This is a genomic window from Serratia sp. 22264 (assembly GCF_052045345.1).
Classification (GTDB): domain Bacteria; phylum Pseudomonadota; class Gammaproteobacteria; order Enterobacterales; family Enterobacteriaceae; genus Serratia; species Serratia plymuthica.
Window position 1 is genome coordinate 1 of sequence record NZ_JBQEOY010000010.1, and the last position, 16,134, is coordinate 16,134.

General features: G+C 53.8%; 15 protein-coding genes and 1 rRNA gene. 8 read left to right on the forward strand and 8 right to left on the reverse strand.

Annotated elements, in window-relative coordinates; genetic code table 11:
- Nucleotides 1-87: ribosomal RNA gene (rrf, locus tag ACTJJ1_RS23645) — 5S ribosomal RNA — on the forward strand; the annotation flags it as partial.
- 73 nt (nt 88-160) lie between these two features.
- On the opposite strand, the gene mobB is transcribed toward rrf, so the two are convergent.
- Nucleotides 161-676, reverse strand: a complete 516-nt coding sequence (mobB, locus tag ACTJJ1_RS23650) for a molybdopterin-guanine dinucleotide biosynthesis protein MobB (protein WP_440835578.1) — start codon at nt 674-676, stop codon at nt 161-163.
- Nucleotides 669-1,262 carry a molybdenum cofactor guanylyltransferase MobA gene (gene mobA, locus ACTJJ1_RS23655; protein WP_440835580.1) on the reverse strand — a complete coding sequence of 198 codons (594 nt, stop codon included), beginning with the start codon at nt 1,260-1,262 and terminating at the stop codon, nt 669-671. The genes mobB and mobA overlap by 8 nt, the downstream gene beginning before the upstream one ends.
- A gap of 151 nt (nt 1,263-1,413) precedes the next feature.
- On the opposite strand from mobA, the gene ACTJJ1_RS23660 reads away from it, so the two are divergent.
- The 3 genes from ACTJJ1_RS23660 (at nt 1,414) to dsbA (ending at nt 3,426) form a co-directional block, all read left to right on the forward strand.
- Entirely contained in the window at nt 1,414-1,683 is a 270-nt protein-coding gene (locus ACTJJ1_RS23660) for a YihD family protein (RefSeq protein WP_004953469.1), read from the forward strand.
- Between the two features lie 103 nt (nt 1,684-1,786).
- Nucleotides 1,787-2,773 (forward strand): serine/threonine protein kinase, encoded by a 987-nt coding sequence (locus tag ACTJJ1_RS23665; RefSeq protein WP_041417270.1) that lies wholly within the window; start codon nt 1,787-1,789, stop codon nt 2,771-2,773.
- Between the two features lie 29 nt (nt 2,774-2,802).
- Entirely contained in the window at nt 2,803-3,426 is a 624-nt protein-coding gene (dsbA, locus tag ACTJJ1_RS23670) for a thiol:disulfide interchange protein DsbA (RefSeq protein WP_004953465.1), read from the forward strand.
- A gap of 43 nt (nt 3,427-3,469) precedes the next feature.
- Here the strand turns inward: dsbA and ACTJJ1_RS23675 are convergent, their stop codons facing one another.
- Nucleotides 3,470-4,366, reverse strand: a complete 897-nt coding sequence (locus tag ACTJJ1_RS23675) for an acyltransferase (protein ID WP_020440004.1) — start codon at nt 4,364-4,366, stop codon at nt 3,470-3,472.
- Between the two features lie 499 nt (nt 4,367-4,865).
- Between ACTJJ1_RS23675 and polA the strand changes: the two genes are divergently transcribed.
- Complete coding sequence (polA, locus tag ACTJJ1_RS23680) at nt 4,866-7,667, forward strand: DNA polymerase I (RefSeq protein WP_440835583.1); 2,802 nt, start codon at nt 4,866-4,868, stop codon at nt 7,665-7,667.
- Between the two features lie 208 nt (nt 7,668-7,875).
- A complete protein-coding gene (locus ACTJJ1_RS23685) occupies nt 7,876-7,923 on the forward strand; it encodes a spot 42 RNA, inhibition of DNA synthesis (protein WP_071892919.1) in 48 nt (15 codons plus the stop codon).
- 275 nt (nt 7,924-8,198) lie between these two features.
- On the opposite strand, the gene yihA is transcribed toward ACTJJ1_RS23685, so the two are convergent.
- On the reverse strand, nt 8,199-8,846 hold the full coding sequence (gene yihA, locus ACTJJ1_RS23690) for a ribosome biogenesis GTP-binding protein YihA/YsxC (protein WP_004953443.1): 648 nt from the start codon (nt 8,844-8,846) through the stop codon (nt 8,199-8,201).
- 743 nt (nt 8,847-9,589) lie between these two features.
- On the opposite strand from yihA, the gene yihI reads away from it, so the two are divergent.
- Both yihI and hemN read left to right on the forward strand, forming a co-directional pair.
- Nucleotides 9,590-10,138: a Der GTPase-activating protein YihI gene (gene yihI, locus ACTJJ1_RS23695; RefSeq protein ID WP_020440002.1), complete on the forward strand. Its 549-nt coding sequence runs from the start codon at nt 9,590-9,592 to the stop codon at nt 10,136-10,138.
- A 182-nt stretch (nt 10,139-10,320) separates the two neighbouring features.
- The gene (gene hemN / locus ACTJJ1_RS23700; protein ID WP_004953436.1) at nt 10,321-11,694 is read left to right on the forward strand and encodes an oxygen-independent coproporphyrinogen III oxidase; all 1,374 of its coding nucleotides are present in this window, start codon (nt 10,321-10,323) and stop codon (nt 11,692-11,694) included.
- A 35-nt stretch (nt 11,695-11,729) separates the two neighbouring features.
- Here the strand turns inward: hemN and ACTJJ1_RS23705 are convergent, their stop codons facing one another.
- The 4 genes from ACTJJ1_RS23705 to glnA all read right to left on the reverse strand — a co-directional run bounded on the left by ACTJJ1_RS23705 (nt 11,730) and on the right by glnA (nt 16,034).
- Nucleotides 11,730-11,852 (reverse strand): YshB family small membrane protein, encoded by a 123-nt coding sequence (locus ACTJJ1_RS23705; RefSeq protein ID WP_006320185.1) that lies wholly within the window; start codon nt 11,850-11,852, stop codon nt 11,730-11,732.
- A 113-nt stretch (nt 11,853-11,965) separates the two neighbouring features.
- Nucleotides 11,966-13,378, reverse strand: a complete 1,413-nt coding sequence (gene glnG, locus ACTJJ1_RS23710) for a nitrogen regulation protein NR(I) (protein ID WP_004953434.1) — start codon at nt 13,376-13,378, stop codon at nt 11,966-11,968.
- Between the two features lie 8 nt (nt 13,379-13,386).
- Complete coding sequence (gene glnL, locus ACTJJ1_RS23715; protein ID WP_004953431.1) at nt 13,387-14,436, reverse strand: nitrogen regulation protein NR(II); 1,050 nt, start codon at nt 14,434-14,436, stop codon at nt 13,387-13,389.
- 188 nt (nt 14,437-14,624) lie between these two features.
- On the reverse strand, nt 14,625-16,034 hold the full coding sequence (glnA, locus tag ACTJJ1_RS23720) for a glutamate--ammonia ligase (protein ID WP_004953429.1): 1,410 nt from the start codon (nt 16,032-16,034) through the stop codon (nt 14,625-14,627).
- Nucleotides 16,035-16,134: the final 100 nt, after the last annotated feature.

A 16,134-nucleotide genomic window follows, 5' to 3' on the forward strand; every position in this document is an offset into this window, starting at 1 on the left:
TGACCCCATGCCGAACTCAGAAGTGAAACGCCGTAGCGCCGATGGTAGTGTGGGGTCTCCCCATGCGAGAGTAGGACACTGCCAGGCATCAAATAAAGCAACAAGCCCTATGCGAAAGCATGGGGCTTTTTGCTTTTGGGCCAGGAAACTCCGGGCGCAGCTACGCTGCGCCTTTCAGCCACTCGACGATGAACTCAGCTATTGCCTCTGGCTGGTTAATATCCAGGGATTTAACCCCTGTAACAGGCCGATCGCTGGCTACGGCAATGACAAACTTATCCAGCATATCCTCCAGCGGCCTGCCTATATCTTCACGATACAGAATGATCTTACTCACCGGCTCGTGTTTAAACCCTTCCACTAAAATTACATCTACCTTGTCACGATCAAATCGGCTGGCCAGATAGTGCAGATCAAGCGGTAATTGCTCCGGTGTTTCTGTCATTAGTGCCCAGCGACGATCGCTGGCGACCAATGTTTGATCGGCGCCTGCTTTACGTAATTCATAACTGTCTTTGCCTGGCGTATCTACATCCATATCATGATGCGTATGTTTAATCAGTCCTACGCGGATTTCCCGCTGTCTCAATAACGGTATTAGCTGCTTAAGCAGGGTAGTTTTACCTGTACCGCTATAGGCAGCAATGCCCAGCAAAGGAGGGGGGGGGTTATTCATGAGGGAATCCTTTTTCCTGCTGCCAGCGCAGGCAGTCTTCTCGCGTATTAAGGTTGTGGAATGCGGCTTGCTGACCAATGAACGTTACCTGGCGCGCGCCTGCTGCGTCCAGAAACAGCATTAGCTTGCGATCCCCTCTAGCCAGATAGCCTGCTAACTGGGGCACCAAGCTGGTGTGCAACAGTGCCAGCGTTGGATGTGCCCGCTCCCCATCGCTGGCATAGGCGGCCAGAGCCGGGCCTTTTTGCTGCCAGAGTTGTTCGACCAACGTGGTGGGAAAATCGGGCACATCGCAGGGAACAAATACCACCCATTCAGTGGCGGCGTATTTCAGCCCGGCCAATATACCGGCCAGAGGACCGGAAAAGTCAGTGGTCAGATCGCCGATCGTCGGCAGGCCGCTTTCCTGATAACGGGCCTGATTGCGGTTGGCGCTGATGGCAATCGAGCCTACCTGCGGTTGTAATCGGGCAAGCACGTACTGATACATCGGTATTCCGGCAACCTGAACCAAGCCTTTATCTTCCCCACCCATTCGCGTGGCGCGTCCCCCGGCCAGAATAATGCCGGTAATGTCCTCGTGCATATTTCTCATCCTGCATTGTGGCTAACGTCCTGATTGTAGCGCTAAAGCCGGTGCGGCATCAGGATTTACCTTTATTGACAAGCTGCTTCTTTCACTGCGTTGGTAAGCCTGTTACTTTGTGTGCTTATTCATTCTATTGGACGGTATTGCGATGAAAACGCACCGCGTAAACGAGCTGATTGAGCTGTTACACCCGGCCTGGCAGGAAGATCCTGATCTCAACCTGATTCAGTTTTTGCAAAAGCTGGCGCAAGAAGCCGGTTTTCAGGGGGATTTGGCTGAACTGAGTGATGATATTCTTATCTACCATCTGAAAATGCGCGGCAGCGCCGGCACGGAACAGATCCCAGGGCTGAAAAAGGATTACGAAGAAGACTTTAAAACGGCCTTGCTGCGCGCCCGTGGCGTTATAAAGGATTAGCATTTGTGCGGTACGGTGAACCAGTGCTCGTGAAATTTGTCATTAATGCTACTATTTCTCATTCCCGGCACAGTGCTGTCACCCAATGAAACTGAATGTTGTTATGAACAACTCCGCTTTTAATTTTCAAACCCTGTCGCCCGACCTGATTATGGACGCGCTGGAAGGGGTTGGCCTGCGTGTAGATTCCGGGCTAACGGCGCTGAACAGCTATGAAAACCGCGTTTATCAGTTTATGGACGAAGATCGTAAGCGCTACGTGGTGAAGTTTTACCGGCCCGAACGTTGGAATGCGGCGCAAATTATTGAAGAACACCAGTTCGCCGGGGATCTTGCTCAGGCGGAGATCCCTGCAGTTGCGCCGCTGGCTCTACAGGGCAATACGCTACATACGCACAGCGGTTTCTTTTTTACCGTATTTCCCAGCGTTGGCGGGCGTCAGTATGAGATAGACAACCTCGATCAACTGGAGTGGGTTGGCCGTTTCCTGGGGCGTATTCATCAGGTGGGCAGTGAAAGCCTGTTTGCGGAGCGTCCTACAATGGGGATTGAAGAATATCTCACCGCGCCGCGTGAAGTGCTGGCTGGCTGCAAACTGTTGCCCAAGGCACAGCGCGACAGCTTCCTGACTGCGACGGACGCTCTGATTGAGGCGATAAAACACCATTGGCATCTGGACTGGCAGCCGCGGCGTTTGCACGGTGACTGTCACCCGGGCAATATCCTGTGGCGTGATGGCCCACTGTTTGTTGATCTTGACGATGCGCGCAATGGGCCGGCGGTACAGGATCTGTGGATGCTGTTGCACGGTGAGCGCCGTGATCGCCTGATGCAGCTGGATGTTTTGCTGGAGGCTTACTCAGAGTTTGCCGAGTTTGATCAGAGTGAGTTGGCGTTGATCGAACCTTTGCGTGCCATGCGAATGGTGTACTACCTGGCATGGGTAGCTCGCCGTTGGCAGGATCCCGCATTTCCTAAAAGTTTTCCGTGGATGGCGGAGTCTGATTTCTGGTTATCTCAGACCGCGGCATTCACTGAACAGGTTAAGCTGTTGCAGGAACCTCCTCTGCAGCTGATGCCAATGTATTGAAGCTTTAACACAATGGAGAGTTTAGTCTTATGAAGAAAATATGGTTGGCGCTCGTTGGCATGGTAATGGCATTCAGTGCCTCGGCTGCGCAGTTTAGCGATGGTTCTCAGTATGTAACCCTGGACAAACCGGTGACCGGTGAACCTCAGGTGCTGGAGTTCTTTTCCTTCTATTGCCCGCACTGCTATCAGTTCGAGCAGGTTTACCACGTTTCCGAGAACGTGAAAAAAGCGCTGCCTGCAGGCACCAAAATGACCAAATACCACGTTGAGTTTCTGGGGCCGCTGGGTAAACAGCTGACTCAGGCCTGGGCGGTTGCGATGGCGCTGGGTGTGGAAGATAAAGTGAGCCCGCTGATGTTTGAAGCCGTACAAAAAACTCAGACCGTGCAAACCCCTGATGATATCCGTAACGTGTTTGTCAAAGCCGGCGTGAGTGCGGAAGACTACGATGCGGCCTGGAACAGCTTTGTGGTGAAATCCCTGGTGGTTCAACAGGAGAAAGCTGCGGAAGATCTGCAGCTGCGCGGTGTTCCGGCAGTATTTGTGAACGGTAAGTTTATGGTTAAAAATGATGGCCTGGACACCAGCTCGATGGATGCTTACGTGAAGCAATTCGCCGACGTGGTTAAATTCCTCAGCCAGCAGAAATAACTGAGATTGAAAGTGAAGAACGCCGGCTGAGCCGGCGTTTTTTTTAACTGTATTGCCGCTTTAACTTATCCAACAGCCTGTCTTTTTCCTGCCATAGCGTATTCAGCCACAGTTGGAAACGCCGTTTAAAGAGCTTGTCGTTAAAGTAATCGCCATGCAGGGTTTCATCGATCGGCAGCAGCTCGATTCTTACCACAATGCGCTTTAATCGGCCGCACAGCATATCCCTAAAAGGCCGTTCGCTATTCTCCGGATAAAGCAGGGTGACATTTAACACTTTATCGAACTGCTTGCCTAATGCACTGAGCGTAAAAGCAATACCGGCGGCCTTTGGGGCCAGTAAATTGCGATAGGGGGAGCGGGTTTTAATTTTCTTGGCTTCAGTAAAGCGGGAACCCTCCACAAAATTGACGATAGTGGTCGGACGTTTTCGGAATTTCTCGCAGGAGCGGCGTGTGGCTTCGATATCCCTGCCGCGTTTTTCCGGGTGCTTGAGCAAATAGGCGCGCGAATAGCGTTTCATAAATGGCATATCCAGTGCCCAACAGGCGAGGCCGACAAAAGGCACCCAGGCTAACTGTTGCTTGAGAAAGTATTTATTCATGGGAATATGGTTACGGAGCAGCACGCACAGCACGACAATATCCGACCAGCTTTCGTGATTGCTGATAAGCAGATACCAGTTTTTACGGTCCAGCCCTTCCAGCCCCTCAATATCCCAACGTAGCTGCCAGTTAATGCGCAATAACAGCGACAATCCCTGACACCAGCACCACATCATAAAATCGGCAAAGGCGGAGGTCTGTCGCCAGATGACAGGATAGGGGATCAATAGCTTAACGATACCGGCCAATGTGATGGGGATCGAACACAGCATGGTCACCAAAATGGCGAGCAGTGCCGAAAATATAAAAATAACAGGGGATAGCAGTCTAAGCATGATTATGGGCTGATGGTCGGTGGGAACAGCGTTACATGCCGATATGCATGAACAAAAAAATATTTTAACAGAAATTATGGGGGGAAAGCGCTCACTAACAGCAACAGTTTTTATAGATGAATAAATAATCATTTGCTGCGTTTTCGTGCAACTTGCTCATCTTGTGCTAGGGTAATTGAGTTGCCAAATTTGATTAATAGTGCGATTAAAATCGAGCGCAAGTTATATCCACAAATTGTGTAAAAGTCGATAAATACCTTTCTTCAAAATAACACCATTTAACACGGTGATTTCAATAGGAATTTTATTTTCAATTATAACGATAAATGCATCGTTATAATCTGTTGTCTTTTCTATGCACAAAGTTATCCACAGGTAGGATCTTGCGGATCGCTTCGCATAATCACATCATTTTCATCCGTAATGCACGCTAAGGTTCGTCTCAGGCGGCCAGCTATGGCATGCTTACCGCTATGTCCGATCACGATAAAGAAACGCTATGGCCCAGATTGCAGAAAACCCATTAATCCTGGTTGACGGTTCCTCTTACCTCTACCGTGCTTATCACGCCTTCCCTCCGCTGACCAATTCCGCGGGCGAACCGACCGGAGCAATGTACGGCGTACTGAATATGCTGCGCAGCCTGCTGTTGCAGTACCAGCCAAGCCATGTTGCGGTGGTGTTTGATGCCAAAGGAAAAACCTTCCGCGATGAGCTGTTCGCAGAGTACAAATCACATCGGCCACCGATGCCGGACGATCTGCGCGCTCAAATCGAGCCACTGCACAAAATGGTCAAGGCCATGGGCCTTCCGCTTTTGGTCACGCCTGGCGTAGAAGCGGATGACGTTATCGGCACGCTGGCTCTGGAAGCCGAAAAGGCCGGCCATGCGGTGTTGATCAGCACGGGCGATAAAGATATGGCGCAGTTGGTCACACCGAACGTGACGCTGATCAACACCATGAATAACACCATTCTTGGTCCGCAAGAAGTGTGCGATAAGTACGGCATTCCGCCGGCGCTGATTATCGACTTCCTGGCGCTGATGGGCGACTCCTCGGATAACATCCCAGGTGTGCCAGGTGTGGGTGAGAAAACCGCGCAGGCGCTGTTACAGGGGCTTGGTGGGCTGGATGCACTCTATGCCAACCTGGACAACATCGCCACGCTCAACTTCCGTGGCGCCAAGACCATGGCAGCCAAGCTGGAACAGAATAAAGAGGTAGCGTACCTCTCCTATAAGCTGGCGACGATTAAAACCGATGTCGAGCTGGATCTTTCCTGCGCAGAACTCGAAGTCTCTCCGCTGGACGTTGACGCGCTGCAACAGTTGTTCAAACAGTACGAATTCAAACGTTGGCTGGCGGATGTTGAAGCCGGCATTTGGCTGGAAGGCAAAAAAGGCTCCGGCGCGAAGGCGGTCAGTGCGTCGAAACCTGCCGGCGTAGTGGCAGACACCCCAAAAGTGGCTGCGGAAGCGACGCTGTCGCAAGAAGGTTACGTCACCATATTGGATGAGAAGACTTTCGCTGATTGGCTCAAAAAGCTGAAAAAAGCCGAAGTATTTGCCTTCGATACCGAAACCGACGGTCTGGATACCCTGACCGCCAACCTGATCGGCCTGTCCTTTGCCGTTGCGCCGGGCGAAGCCGCTTATTTGCCGGTGGCGCATGACTATCTCGATGCGCCGGCGCAGTTGGATCGCGCTTATGTGCTGGAAACGCTGAAACCGTTGCTGGAAGACGAGAAAGCGCTGAAGGTCGGTCAGAACCTGAAGTTTGATATGGGTTTGTTGGCGCGTTACGACATCACCCTGCGCGGCATTGCCTTCGACACCATGCTGGAATCCTATGTGTTGGACAGCGTGGGCGGTCGCCACGACATGGACAGTTTGTCCGATCGCTATCTCGGCCATAAAACCGTTACCTTTGAAGAGATCGCAGGTAAGGGCAAAAAGCAGCTCACCTTCAACCAGATTGCGCTGGAGCAGGCGGCGCCTTACGCGGCCGAAGATGCCGATGTCACTCTGCAGTTGCATTTGGCGATGTGGCCGCAGTTGAAAGAAAGCGCCGAGCTGTTGACGGTGTTCAATGAGATTGAAATGCCGCTGGTGCCGGTTCTGTCGCATATCGAGCGCACCGGGGTGCTGATTGACCAAAGTATTTTGGCCACCCACTCGATCGAGTTGACCAAGCGACTGGCCGAGCTGGAAATTCAGGCGCACGAACTGGCGGAAGAGCCGTTCAATCTGGCGTCGACCAAACAACTGCAGGCGATCCTGTATGAAAAGCAAAAGCTGCCGGTCCTGAAGAAAACGCCTGGTGGCGCACCATCGACCAACGAAGAAGTGTTGGCCGAGCTGGCGCTGGATTATCCGTTGCCGAAGGTGATTCTGGAATACCGTGGGTTGGCGAAGCTGAAAACCACCTACACCGATAAGCTGCCGTTGATGATTAACCCGTTTAGCGGGCGGGTGCACACCTCCTACCATCAGGCGGTGACGGCAACCGGACGCCTCTCCTCCAGCGATCCTAACCTGCAGAATATTCCGGTGCGTAACGACGAAGGACGCCGCATCCGGCAGGCATTTATTGCCCCTGAAGGCTACCGCATCGTCGCGGCCGACTATTCGCAGATTGAACTGCGCATCATGGCCCACCTGTCGCAGGATGAGGGGCTGCTGAAGGCATTTGCCGAGGGTAAAGACATCCACCGCGCTACGGCAGCCGAAGTGTTTGGCGTGCCGTTGGACAAGGTGACCGGCGAACAGCGCCGCAGCGCCAAAGCGATCAACTTTGGCCTGATTTACGGCATGAGCGCATTCGGCCTGGCGCGTCAGTTGGGGATTCCGCGCGGCGAAGCGCAGCGCTATATGGATCTTTATTTCGAGCGTTATCCGGGCGTGCTGGAGTATATGGAGCGCACACGTCAACAGGCTGCCGAACAGGGTTATGTCAGCACATTGGATGGTCGTCGCCTGTATCTGCCGGACGTCAGTTCCAGTAATGGCATGCGTCGCAAGGCCGCCGAACGTGCGGCGATTAACGCCCCGATGCAGGGGACGGCAGCCGATATCATCAAGCGCGCGATGATTGAGGTGGACGCCTGGTTGCAAGGTCAGGATGAGCCATTGGTGCGCATGATCATGCAGGTGCACGATGAACTGGTGTTCGAGATACATGAGTCAGTGATTGAAGCGTCCAGCCAGCGCATCCGCGAGTTGATGGAAAACAGCATGACGTTGGCGGTACCGCTGAAAGTGGACGTCGGCGTGGGTGCCAACTGGGATGAAGCCCATTGATAATGCGGCCGCTTACCCGTTAATCATCATCGCTGATGAGCTAACTGGTGATAACCTAAGCACTTTTCGTAATTTAGCTACAAGATACGGCGATTGTTTCCCCAACCTCGCCGTTATTACGCGCTAAGTTGTGTAAGTAAACTACAAAAAATTCTTTTGCACTGCGAAAAAATCATGTAGAGTTACAGGCGTAGGGTACAGAGGTAAGATGTTCTATCTTTCAGACCTTTTACTTCACGTAATCGGATTTGGCTGAATATTTAGCCGCCCCAGTCAGTATTGACTGGGGCGTTTTTTATTGTAAAAACAACGCCAAATCATAGTTTTTTCTTATTCATCCCCGCATTTTTCTGCCTGACGCTTCTCTGTCATTGCCCGCGAACTCTGTCGTTGCCAATAAGTCATCATAAGAATTTATGATGGTTTTTTGTCAAAACTGTAATTAGATAACGAAAACGCCAAAGGCTTTGAAAATTAGGCATAAAAAAACCGATGTGTTTCCACATCGGTTATCTCGGCACCTGCGGCAGATTACTCGCCGGCGGCGTCGTCTTCCGGCAGAACTTCCGGCGGGATCTCGTTAAACCAGGTATTCAGCTTCTGGCTCAGCTTGTCGACACCGATTTTTTTCGGTGAGGAGAAGGCTTCTACCTGGATATCGCCCATAAACGGCACTACCGCTTCACGCACCATATTGAGCTGCGCTTTACGCGCACCGGAGGCCAGTTTGTCCGCTTTGGTCAGTAGAACCAGCACCGGCGTGCCGACATCCACCGCCCATTGAATCATCTGCTGGTCGAGATCTTTCAGCGGGTGGCGGATATCCATCAGCACCACCAAGCCTTTCAGGCAGTTGCGCATCTGCAGGTATTCACCCAGCGCCCGCTGCCACTTGCGTTTCATCTCTTCGGGAACTTCGGCGTAGCCATAACCCGGAAGGTCGACCAGGCGAATGCCTTCTTCCACTTCAAACAGGTTGATGAGCTGGGTACGGCCCGGCGTTTTACTGGTACGTGCCAGGCTTTTCTGATTGGTCAGGGTATTTAACGCGCTGGATTTACCGGCATTGGAACGACCGGCGAACGCAACTTCAATACCTTCATCCCCCGGCAGATGGCGAATATCGGGCGCACTGGTGACGAAATGGGTCACATGATAATTGTAATTCTTGCTGGTCAAAATTTTTCGTCTCCGCGAGGATGGCTAACTGGTTGGCGATTATAACTGCATCAGCGGCAAAAATGGTGTGTTTCTCTGTTTTTAAGCGCCGGGCCAGCAGGGCGTGGCAGTCACGCCGCATTGAGTGTGTGAGACATTTGCCATTCGAATAGTGGGCAATGTCGCTTTATTCGAAAGTGATTTTTGTTCTTTTTATTAAAAAACAAAAAGTTAACATTTTTCTGTGTTATTGAGGGTTGGCATTCCACGGCAGATACCTTGAGCGTCACCTTTGATCGCGTAAAGTAGATCGCAGCACAAGGCTGTGCAGGAGTAAGGAACATCCGGGAAGGGTGACAAATCTCAGGGAGCGCACGGGAAGTGCAATGAGTGACAGGATGACCCCAGCAGGAACGCCTTGTTTGCACCTGAATGTGTGAACAGCATAAGGATGGTGAAGTTATTGCAATCTGGATGCCCGCAGGAAGCGCGCTCAGGGAGAGCGGATGCGAACGGATTGCGCCATGGACGATTTCCCTTTCAGGATGAAGGACGTAGTAGCAGGGAATGCGTTTATAGCAGAGGGAAAAACCAGGATGTTGAGTGTGCGCACGGAACGCGTGGCAGGAATATCCTTCGAAAGAGGGTGAGAAATAGGCGGCAGGTTTAACCTGCCGCCTTTTTTCTTTGTCCGCTTTCTGCTAGATTCCGCCGCAATCGTATAGCATCTCTATACTGAATCTACATACCTAAGAGCGTACGCCATGAACCAACCATCAAAAGCACCTCGCGCCCCACGCAGTAGCGCGGCGACGTCGAAATCGAAAAAGAAAAGCCGTGTGGAGCTCGATCAGGAAGCCCGTGAGCGCAAGCGCCTGAAAAAACGCCGTGGTCTCGCTTCCGGTTCTCGCACTCAGGTTGAGTCCGCTAATCAGAAAAACAAGGCCGAAGCGCAGGTCAAAGATCCGCGTATTGGCAGCAAAGTGCCGGTAGCGCTGGTGGCTGAAGCTAAACCAAAAGCCAAACCGCAGCCTAAGCCGAAGGCCGCAGCCAAACCGCGCCTGTCGCCGGAAGAAGAGCTGGCGAAGCTGGAAAATGACGAGCGTTTGGATGCATTGCTGGATCGTATCGACGACGGTGCGACGCTGAACGCCGAAGACCAGGCTTACGTTGACCAGACGCTGGATCGCATCGATGCGCTGATGGAGCAATTGGGCATTGAGCTGGGCGACGACGAAGACGATGAAAAAGAAGAAAAGCAGGAAGACATCCTGAAACTGCTGAAAAGCGGTAACCCGAAAGACGTATTTTAACGTGCCATGTGGCCGATCCTGGCAATAGCCCTACTCTTGATGTGTTATCTGCTGTGGTTATTCGGTAAACTATGGCGGCTGTCTAAACGCAAAACGCGTTTTCGCAGCGCTTCCGCGGCCAGACAGCGTAGACAACTGCCCATTTCCCGGCCCGGTAGGAAAAAATATCGGAAGGAGTGAGCATGTCAGAGCAGGCAATCGTCTGGGATCTGGCCCTGATCCAGAAATATAACTATTCAGGGCCGCGTTACACCTCATACCCCACGGCGCTGGAGTTTAACCAGGGCTACGACGAAGCGGCGTTTCAAAGCGCCGCGGCGCGTTATCCTGAACGTCCGTTGTCACTGTACGTACATATTCCGTTCTGCCATAAACTCTGTTATTTCTGCGGCTGCAACAAGCTGGTGACGCGTCAGACCCACAAGGCTGATGAGTACCTGGCGGTACTGGCGCGTGAAATCGCCGAGCGCGCTCCGCTGTTTGCCGGGCGCAAGGTTGGCCAGATGCACTGGGGCGGCGGTACGCCCACCTACCTAAGTAAGTCGCAAATCAGCAGACTGACGGCGATGCTGCGGCAACACTTTGATTTCTTGCCCGATGCGGAAATGTCGATCGAGGTTGATCCGCGTGAAATTGAACTGGACGTACTCGATCATTTACGCAGCGAAGGTTTCAACCGCCTGAGCATGGGGGTGCAGGACTTCAATAAAGAGGTTCAGCGGCTGGTTAATCGTGAGCAGGATGAAGAATTTATCTTTGCCCTGATCGCCCGCGCCAAGGCGCTGGGGTTTAACTCCACCAATATCGATCTTATTTACGGGCTGCCAAAACAGACGCCGGAGAGTTTTGCTTTCACCCTGGAGCGGGTGGCGGAGCTAAACCCGGATCGCCTCAGCGTGTTCAACTATGCGCATTTGCCGAGTCTGTTCGCCGCACAGCGCAAGATCAAGGACGCCGACTTGCCAAGCGCGCAGCAGAAACTGGATATCTTGCAACAGACCATCGCTTCCCTGACCGAGTCCGGTTATCAGTTTATCGGCATGGATCACTTTGCTCGCCCGGACGATGAGCTGGCGGTAGCCCAGCGCGAAGGCAAGCTGCACCGCAACTTCCAGGGCTACACCACTCAGGGCGACAGCGATCTGTTGGGGTTGGGCGTTTCCGCCATCAGCATGTTAGGCGACAGCTATGCGCAGAACCAGAAAGAGTTGAAGACCTATTACAGCAGCGTTGAGGCGCAGGGCAATGCGCTGTGGCGTGGCTTGACGATGACGGAAGACGATTGCCTGCGGCGTGAAGTGATTAAAACGCTGATCTGCAATTTCCAATTGGGTTATCGCGCGATAGAACAGCAGTTCGCCATCGACTTCGCCGCTTACTTTGCCGAAGACCTGCAGTTGTTGGCGCCGTTTGAACGCGATGGGCTGGTGGAGCGTGATGAACGGGGAATTCGCGTAACCCCGCGCGGCCGTTTGCTGATCCGCAATATTTGCATGTGCTTTGATCTCTATCTGCGTCAGCAGGCGCGCACTCAGCAGTTCTCGCGGGTGATTTGATGCATAAAAAAACGGCCGCTGATGCGGCCGCTTTTTCAACTGAAGAAATTAATCAGTGCTGCGCACAGCACCGCAGCAACGGCTGCCTGCGGCGTGTGGCTGGCGGAAGAGCCAAGCTCTGCGCCTTGGGAAATAAATACGATGAATGAGTCCAACATCCTGAGCCTCCAGAGTGTGCGACCCGATCATACTGCGACCATGCAGGCTGTAAAGCCTGAAATAGCCGTTTTTTTGTGCGCTTGATTGTGTTTTTTATAATCAATTACGCAAGCTATTCCATTCCCAACTCTTTCAATTTCCGCGTTAAGGTATTGCGGCCCCAGCCCAGCAGCCGGGCGGCTTCTTGCTTATGCCCCTGGGTGTGACGCAGCGCGGTCGTGAGCAGCGTACGCTCCATCTCAGGTTGTGCTTCCGACAACAGGTTTTGATGACCGGAACGCAGGGCGCGATCGGCCCACTGCGCCAGCAGCGTAGCCCAGCTGTCCGGCAGGCTGTGGCCGGCGGCTTCCGGTACGGAGGTTTCAAACAGCTCGCTCGGCAGATCCTGAATTAACACTTCCTGTCCGGCGGCCATCACGGTTAACCAGCGACAGGTATTTTCCAACTGACGCACATTCCCTGGCCATGGCAGGCGGGTCAGCGCGGTTTCGGTTTCCGGATGCAGATTCTTCGCTTCAACGCCCAGCTCTTTTGCCGCTACCTGCAGGAAGTAACGTGCCAGGCGTGGGATATCCTCACGGCGCTCGCGCAGTGGCGGCAAGTGCACGCGGATCACGTTCAGGCGGTGGAACAAGTCCTCGCGAAATTTGCCTTCCTGTACCCGCAGCTCCAGGTTTTGGTGCGTGGCGGCGATGATACGCACGTCTACCTTCACCGGCGCATAACCGCCGACCCGGTAGAATTGACCGTCTGCCAGCACGCGCAGCAAGCGCGTCTGCACGTCCAGCGGCATATCGCCGATTTCGTCCAGGAACAGCGTGCCGCCGTCGGCCTGTTCAAAACGCCCCTGACGGATCTGATTGGCGCCGGTGAACGCGCCTTTCTCGTGGCCGAACAGTTCGGATTCGATCAGGTCTTTGGGGATCGCAGCCATGTTCAGCGCGATAAAAGGCGATTTGGCGCGCGGGCTGTGGCGATGCAAGGCATGGGCCACCAACTCTTTGCCAGTCCCCGATTCGCCGTTGATCAGCACGCTGATCGACGAGCGCGACAGGCGGCCGATGATGCGAAACACATCCTGCATCGCCGGCGCTTCGCCGATGATGTCCGCCGCCGGATCGTTGGCCGGCTGGCTACGCGCCGGCTGCTGTTGTTCCTGATAATGGCTGATGGCGCGTTCGACCAGCGCCACCGCTTCGTCGATATCAAACGGCTTGGGCAGGTAATCGAACGCCCCTTGCTGATAGGCGCTGACGGCGGCGTCCAGATCCGAGTGCGCGGTCATTATGATGACCGGCAGCATAGGGTGGCGCTGTTTGATCTGCTTGAGTAACGCTAAACCATCCATACCCGGCATGCGGATGTCAGACAGCAACACGTCGGGAGTTTGCGTGGCCAATGCTTCCAGCACTGCATTGCCACTGTCGAAGGTGGCGCAGCTCACACCCGCTCCAGTGAGCGCGCGTTCAAGCACCCAGCGGATGGAGCTATCGTCATCGACGATCCAGACTATCCCTCGTTGCATAGAAAACCTCACTGGCGAATAGGCAGGTAAACCGAGAATTCGGTATGTCCTGGCCAACTGTTAAATTCAATTTTTCCGCAATGCTGATCGATAAGATTACGGGCGATGGATAAACCCAGGCCGGTGCCGCCTTCGCGGCCGCTGACCATCGGGTAGAACAGGGTGTCCTGCAACTGCGCTGGAACACCGGGGCCGTCATCTTCGATATCGATACGTGCCGCCAATCGGTAGCGAGTGCCGTGCAGAGTGATCTGGAACGCGGTGCGGGTGCGCAGTGTGATAGTGCCACCTTCAGCGCCCAGAGCCTGCAGGGCATTGCGGGTAATGTTCAGCAGCACCTGTTCTATCTGATCCGGATCGTGCGCCATTTCCGGCAGGCTGGGGTCATAGTCGCGCACCAGCGTCACGTTGTCCGGTTTCTCCAGCGACACCAGTTGGCATACCCGTTCCGCCACCTGATGAATGCTCTGGGTAATGTGCTGGCCGGGCCGCTGAGGCCCCAGAAGGCGATCGACCAGGTTGCGCAGGCGATCGGCCTGTTCAATGATCACTTTGGTGTATTCGGTCAGCGCCGGATCGGGGAGTGCCTTGGCCAGCAACTGTGCAGCGCCGCGCAGGCCGCCAAGCGGATTTTTGATTTCATGCGCCAGGCCGCGGACCAGATCGCGGGCCGCCACCTGCTGGGCGTGTTGCAATTGTTCCTGGCTGAGACGGCGTTGGTTATCCATTGGCGCCAGCTCGACCAGGATATAGCCTTCAGGCAGCGCCTGAGCGGTCAGGGAGAGGATATGCGCACGGCCGTCAACCACCAGGGTCACTTCACTATCGGTAAAGCCCTGGCCGGCTCGCAGGCTCTCGCGCATCAGATCGACATTCAGCGAGAAATAGCCGAGCAGCTCGGGTAACGGTGTACCGAAAAGTTTACGGGAACTTTGCGCCAGCAGTTGTTGTGCTGCCGGATTGGCGTAATGAACCGCCAGATCATCATCCAACAGCAGGATGCTGTTGATGAGAGAATTGAGGATCTGCCCAGCATCGGGCAGCTTGCCAGTTGCCATACAGCAGACTCCTGCACCTTTTTAGTGCATCTATGCTACTCCATCCGTGATGCGAGCGGTATGGAATAGTGTTGCAGAAAATACGGTGGAGAAAAAAACCCATCCGAAGATGGGCTGAAAGTTTCCACGGCAACAAAAAAACGACAAATAAAATTTGGTGCGCCATCCGCAGATGGCGCGGTAAAGGCTTAAACGCTGTAGTACAGTTCGAACTCAACCGGGTGCGGCGTCATGCGAACGCGGTCCATTTCTTCTTTACGCAGGTCGATGTAAGCGTCGATTGCGTCGTCGGTGAATACGCCGCCACGGGTCAGGAACTCGCGGTCTTCGCTCAGTGCAGCCAGCGCTTCGTCCAGAGAGCCTGCAACTTTTGGAATTTCAGCTTCTTCTTCCGGCGGCAGGTCATACAGGTTTTTGTCCATGGCATCGCCAGGGTGGATTTTGTTAATCACGCCATCCAGGCCTGCCATCAGCAGAGCCGCGAAGCACAGGTACGGGTTAGCCGCTGGATCCGGGAAACGGGCTTCGATACGGCGCGCTTTCGGGCTGGCAACCACTGGGATACGGATGGAAGCGGAGCGGTTACGGGCTGAGTAAGCCAGCATGACCGGCGCTTCGTAGCCTGGGACCAGACGCTTGTAAGAGTTGGTGGTCGGGTTGGCCAGGGCATTGATCGCTTTAGCGTGCTTGATGATACCGCCGATGTAGAACAGGGCAGTTTCAGACAGGCCGCCGTATTTGTCGCCAGCGAACAGGTTAGTGCCGTTCTTGGACAGCGACATGTGGCAGTGCATACCTGAGCCGTTATCACCGAACATAGGTTTCGGCATGAAGGTCGCGGTTTTGCCAAATGCGTGAGCCACGTTGTGAACCACGTATTTGTAGATTTGGATTTCGTCGGCTTTCTTGGTCATGGTGTTGAAGCGGGTTGCCACTTCGTTCTGACCCGCGGTTGCCACTTCGTGGTGGTGCGCTTCGACCACCAGACCCATTTCTTCCATGGTCAGACACATGGTAGAACGGATGTCCTGTGAAGAGTCGACCGGAGGAACCGGGAAGTAACCGCCTTTTACTGCCGGACGGTGGCCTTTGTTGCCGCCATCGTATTTGGTGCCGGAGTTCCATGCGCCTTCGACATCGTCGATAGCCACGTGGGAACCACGGATGCTGCTGCCGAAACGAATATCGTCGAACAGGAAGAACTCAGGCTCTGGCCCGAACAGCACGGTATCCGCGATGCCGGAAGAGCGCAGGAAGTCTTCTGCACGCTTGGAGATGGAACGCGGGTCACGGTCGTAGCCCTGCATGGTGCCTGGCTCGAGAATGTCGCAGCGAATAATCAGGGTGGATTCTTCGAAGAACGGATCCAGCACCGCAGTGCTGGCGTCAGGCATCAGCACCATGTCAGATTCGTTGATGCCTTTCCAGCCGCCGATCGAGGAGCCGTCAAACATCTTACCTTCTTCGAAGAAGTCGGCATTCACCTGATGAGCAGGGATGGTGACGTGTTGTTCTTTACCCTTGGTGTCAGTGAAACGCAGGTCTACGAATTTCACTTCATGCTCATTCAGCATCGTCAAAACGTGTTCAGCGGACATACTTAACTCTCCCGGATTTATTATTGTCGTCGTCGTGGAACGAATCTGTGGAACTGGCTGTTTTTGCCTTGAATAGACTAAAGCGAAAACTGTGCCAACT

Excerpts from the sequence above, each read along its gene's own strand:
- glnL (WP_004953431.1), bottom strand. The coding sequence starts at position 14,436 with ATGGCAACTGGCAAGCTGCCCGATGCTGGGCAGATCCTCAATTCTCTC.
- polA (WP_440835583.1), top strand. The coding sequence starts at position 4,866 with ATGGCCCAGATTGCAGAAAACCCATTAATCCTGGTTGACGGTTCCTCT.
- mobA (WP_440835580.1), bottom strand. The coding sequence starts at position 1,262 with ATGCACGAGGACATTACCGGCATTATTCTGGCCGGGGGACGCGCCACG.
- ACTJJ1_RS23660 (WP_004953469.1), top strand. The coding sequence starts at position 1,414 with ATGAAAACGCACCGCGTAAACGAGCTGATTGAGCTGTTACACCCGGCC.
- mobB (WP_440835578.1), bottom strand. The coding sequence starts at position 676 with ATGAATAACCCCCCCCCTCCTTTGCTGGGCATTGCTGCCTATAGCGGT.
- hemN (WP_004953436.1), top strand. The coding sequence starts at position 10,321 with ATGTCAGAGCAGGCAATCGTCTGGGATCTGGCCCTGATCCAGAAATAT.
- dsbA (WP_004953465.1), top strand. The coding sequence starts at position 2,803 with ATGAAGAAAATATGGTTGGCGCTCGTTGGCATGGTAATGGCATTCAGT.
- ACTJJ1_RS23665 (WP_041417270.1), top strand. The coding sequence starts at position 1,787 with ATGAACAACTCCGCTTTTAATTTTCAAACCCTGTCGCCCGACCTGATT.
- glnA (WP_004953429.1), bottom strand. The coding sequence starts at position 16,034 with ATGTCCGCTGAACACGTTTTGACGATGCTGAATGAGCATGAAGTGAAA.
- yihI (WP_020440002.1), top strand. The coding sequence starts at position 9,590 with ATGAACCAACCATCAAAAGCACCTCGCGCCCCACGCAGTAGCGCGGCG.
- ACTJJ1_RS23705 (WP_006320185.1), bottom strand. The coding sequence starts at position 11,852 with ATGTTGGACTCATTCATCGTATTTATTTCCCAAGGCGCAGAGCTTGGC.
- glnG (WP_004953434.1), bottom strand. The coding sequence starts at position 13,378 with ATGCAACGAGGGATAGTCTGGATCGTCGATGACGATAGCTCCATCCGC.
- ACTJJ1_RS23675 (WP_020440004.1), bottom strand. The coding sequence starts at position 4,366 with ATGCTTAGACTGCTATCCCCTGTTATTTTTATATTTTCGGCACTGCTC.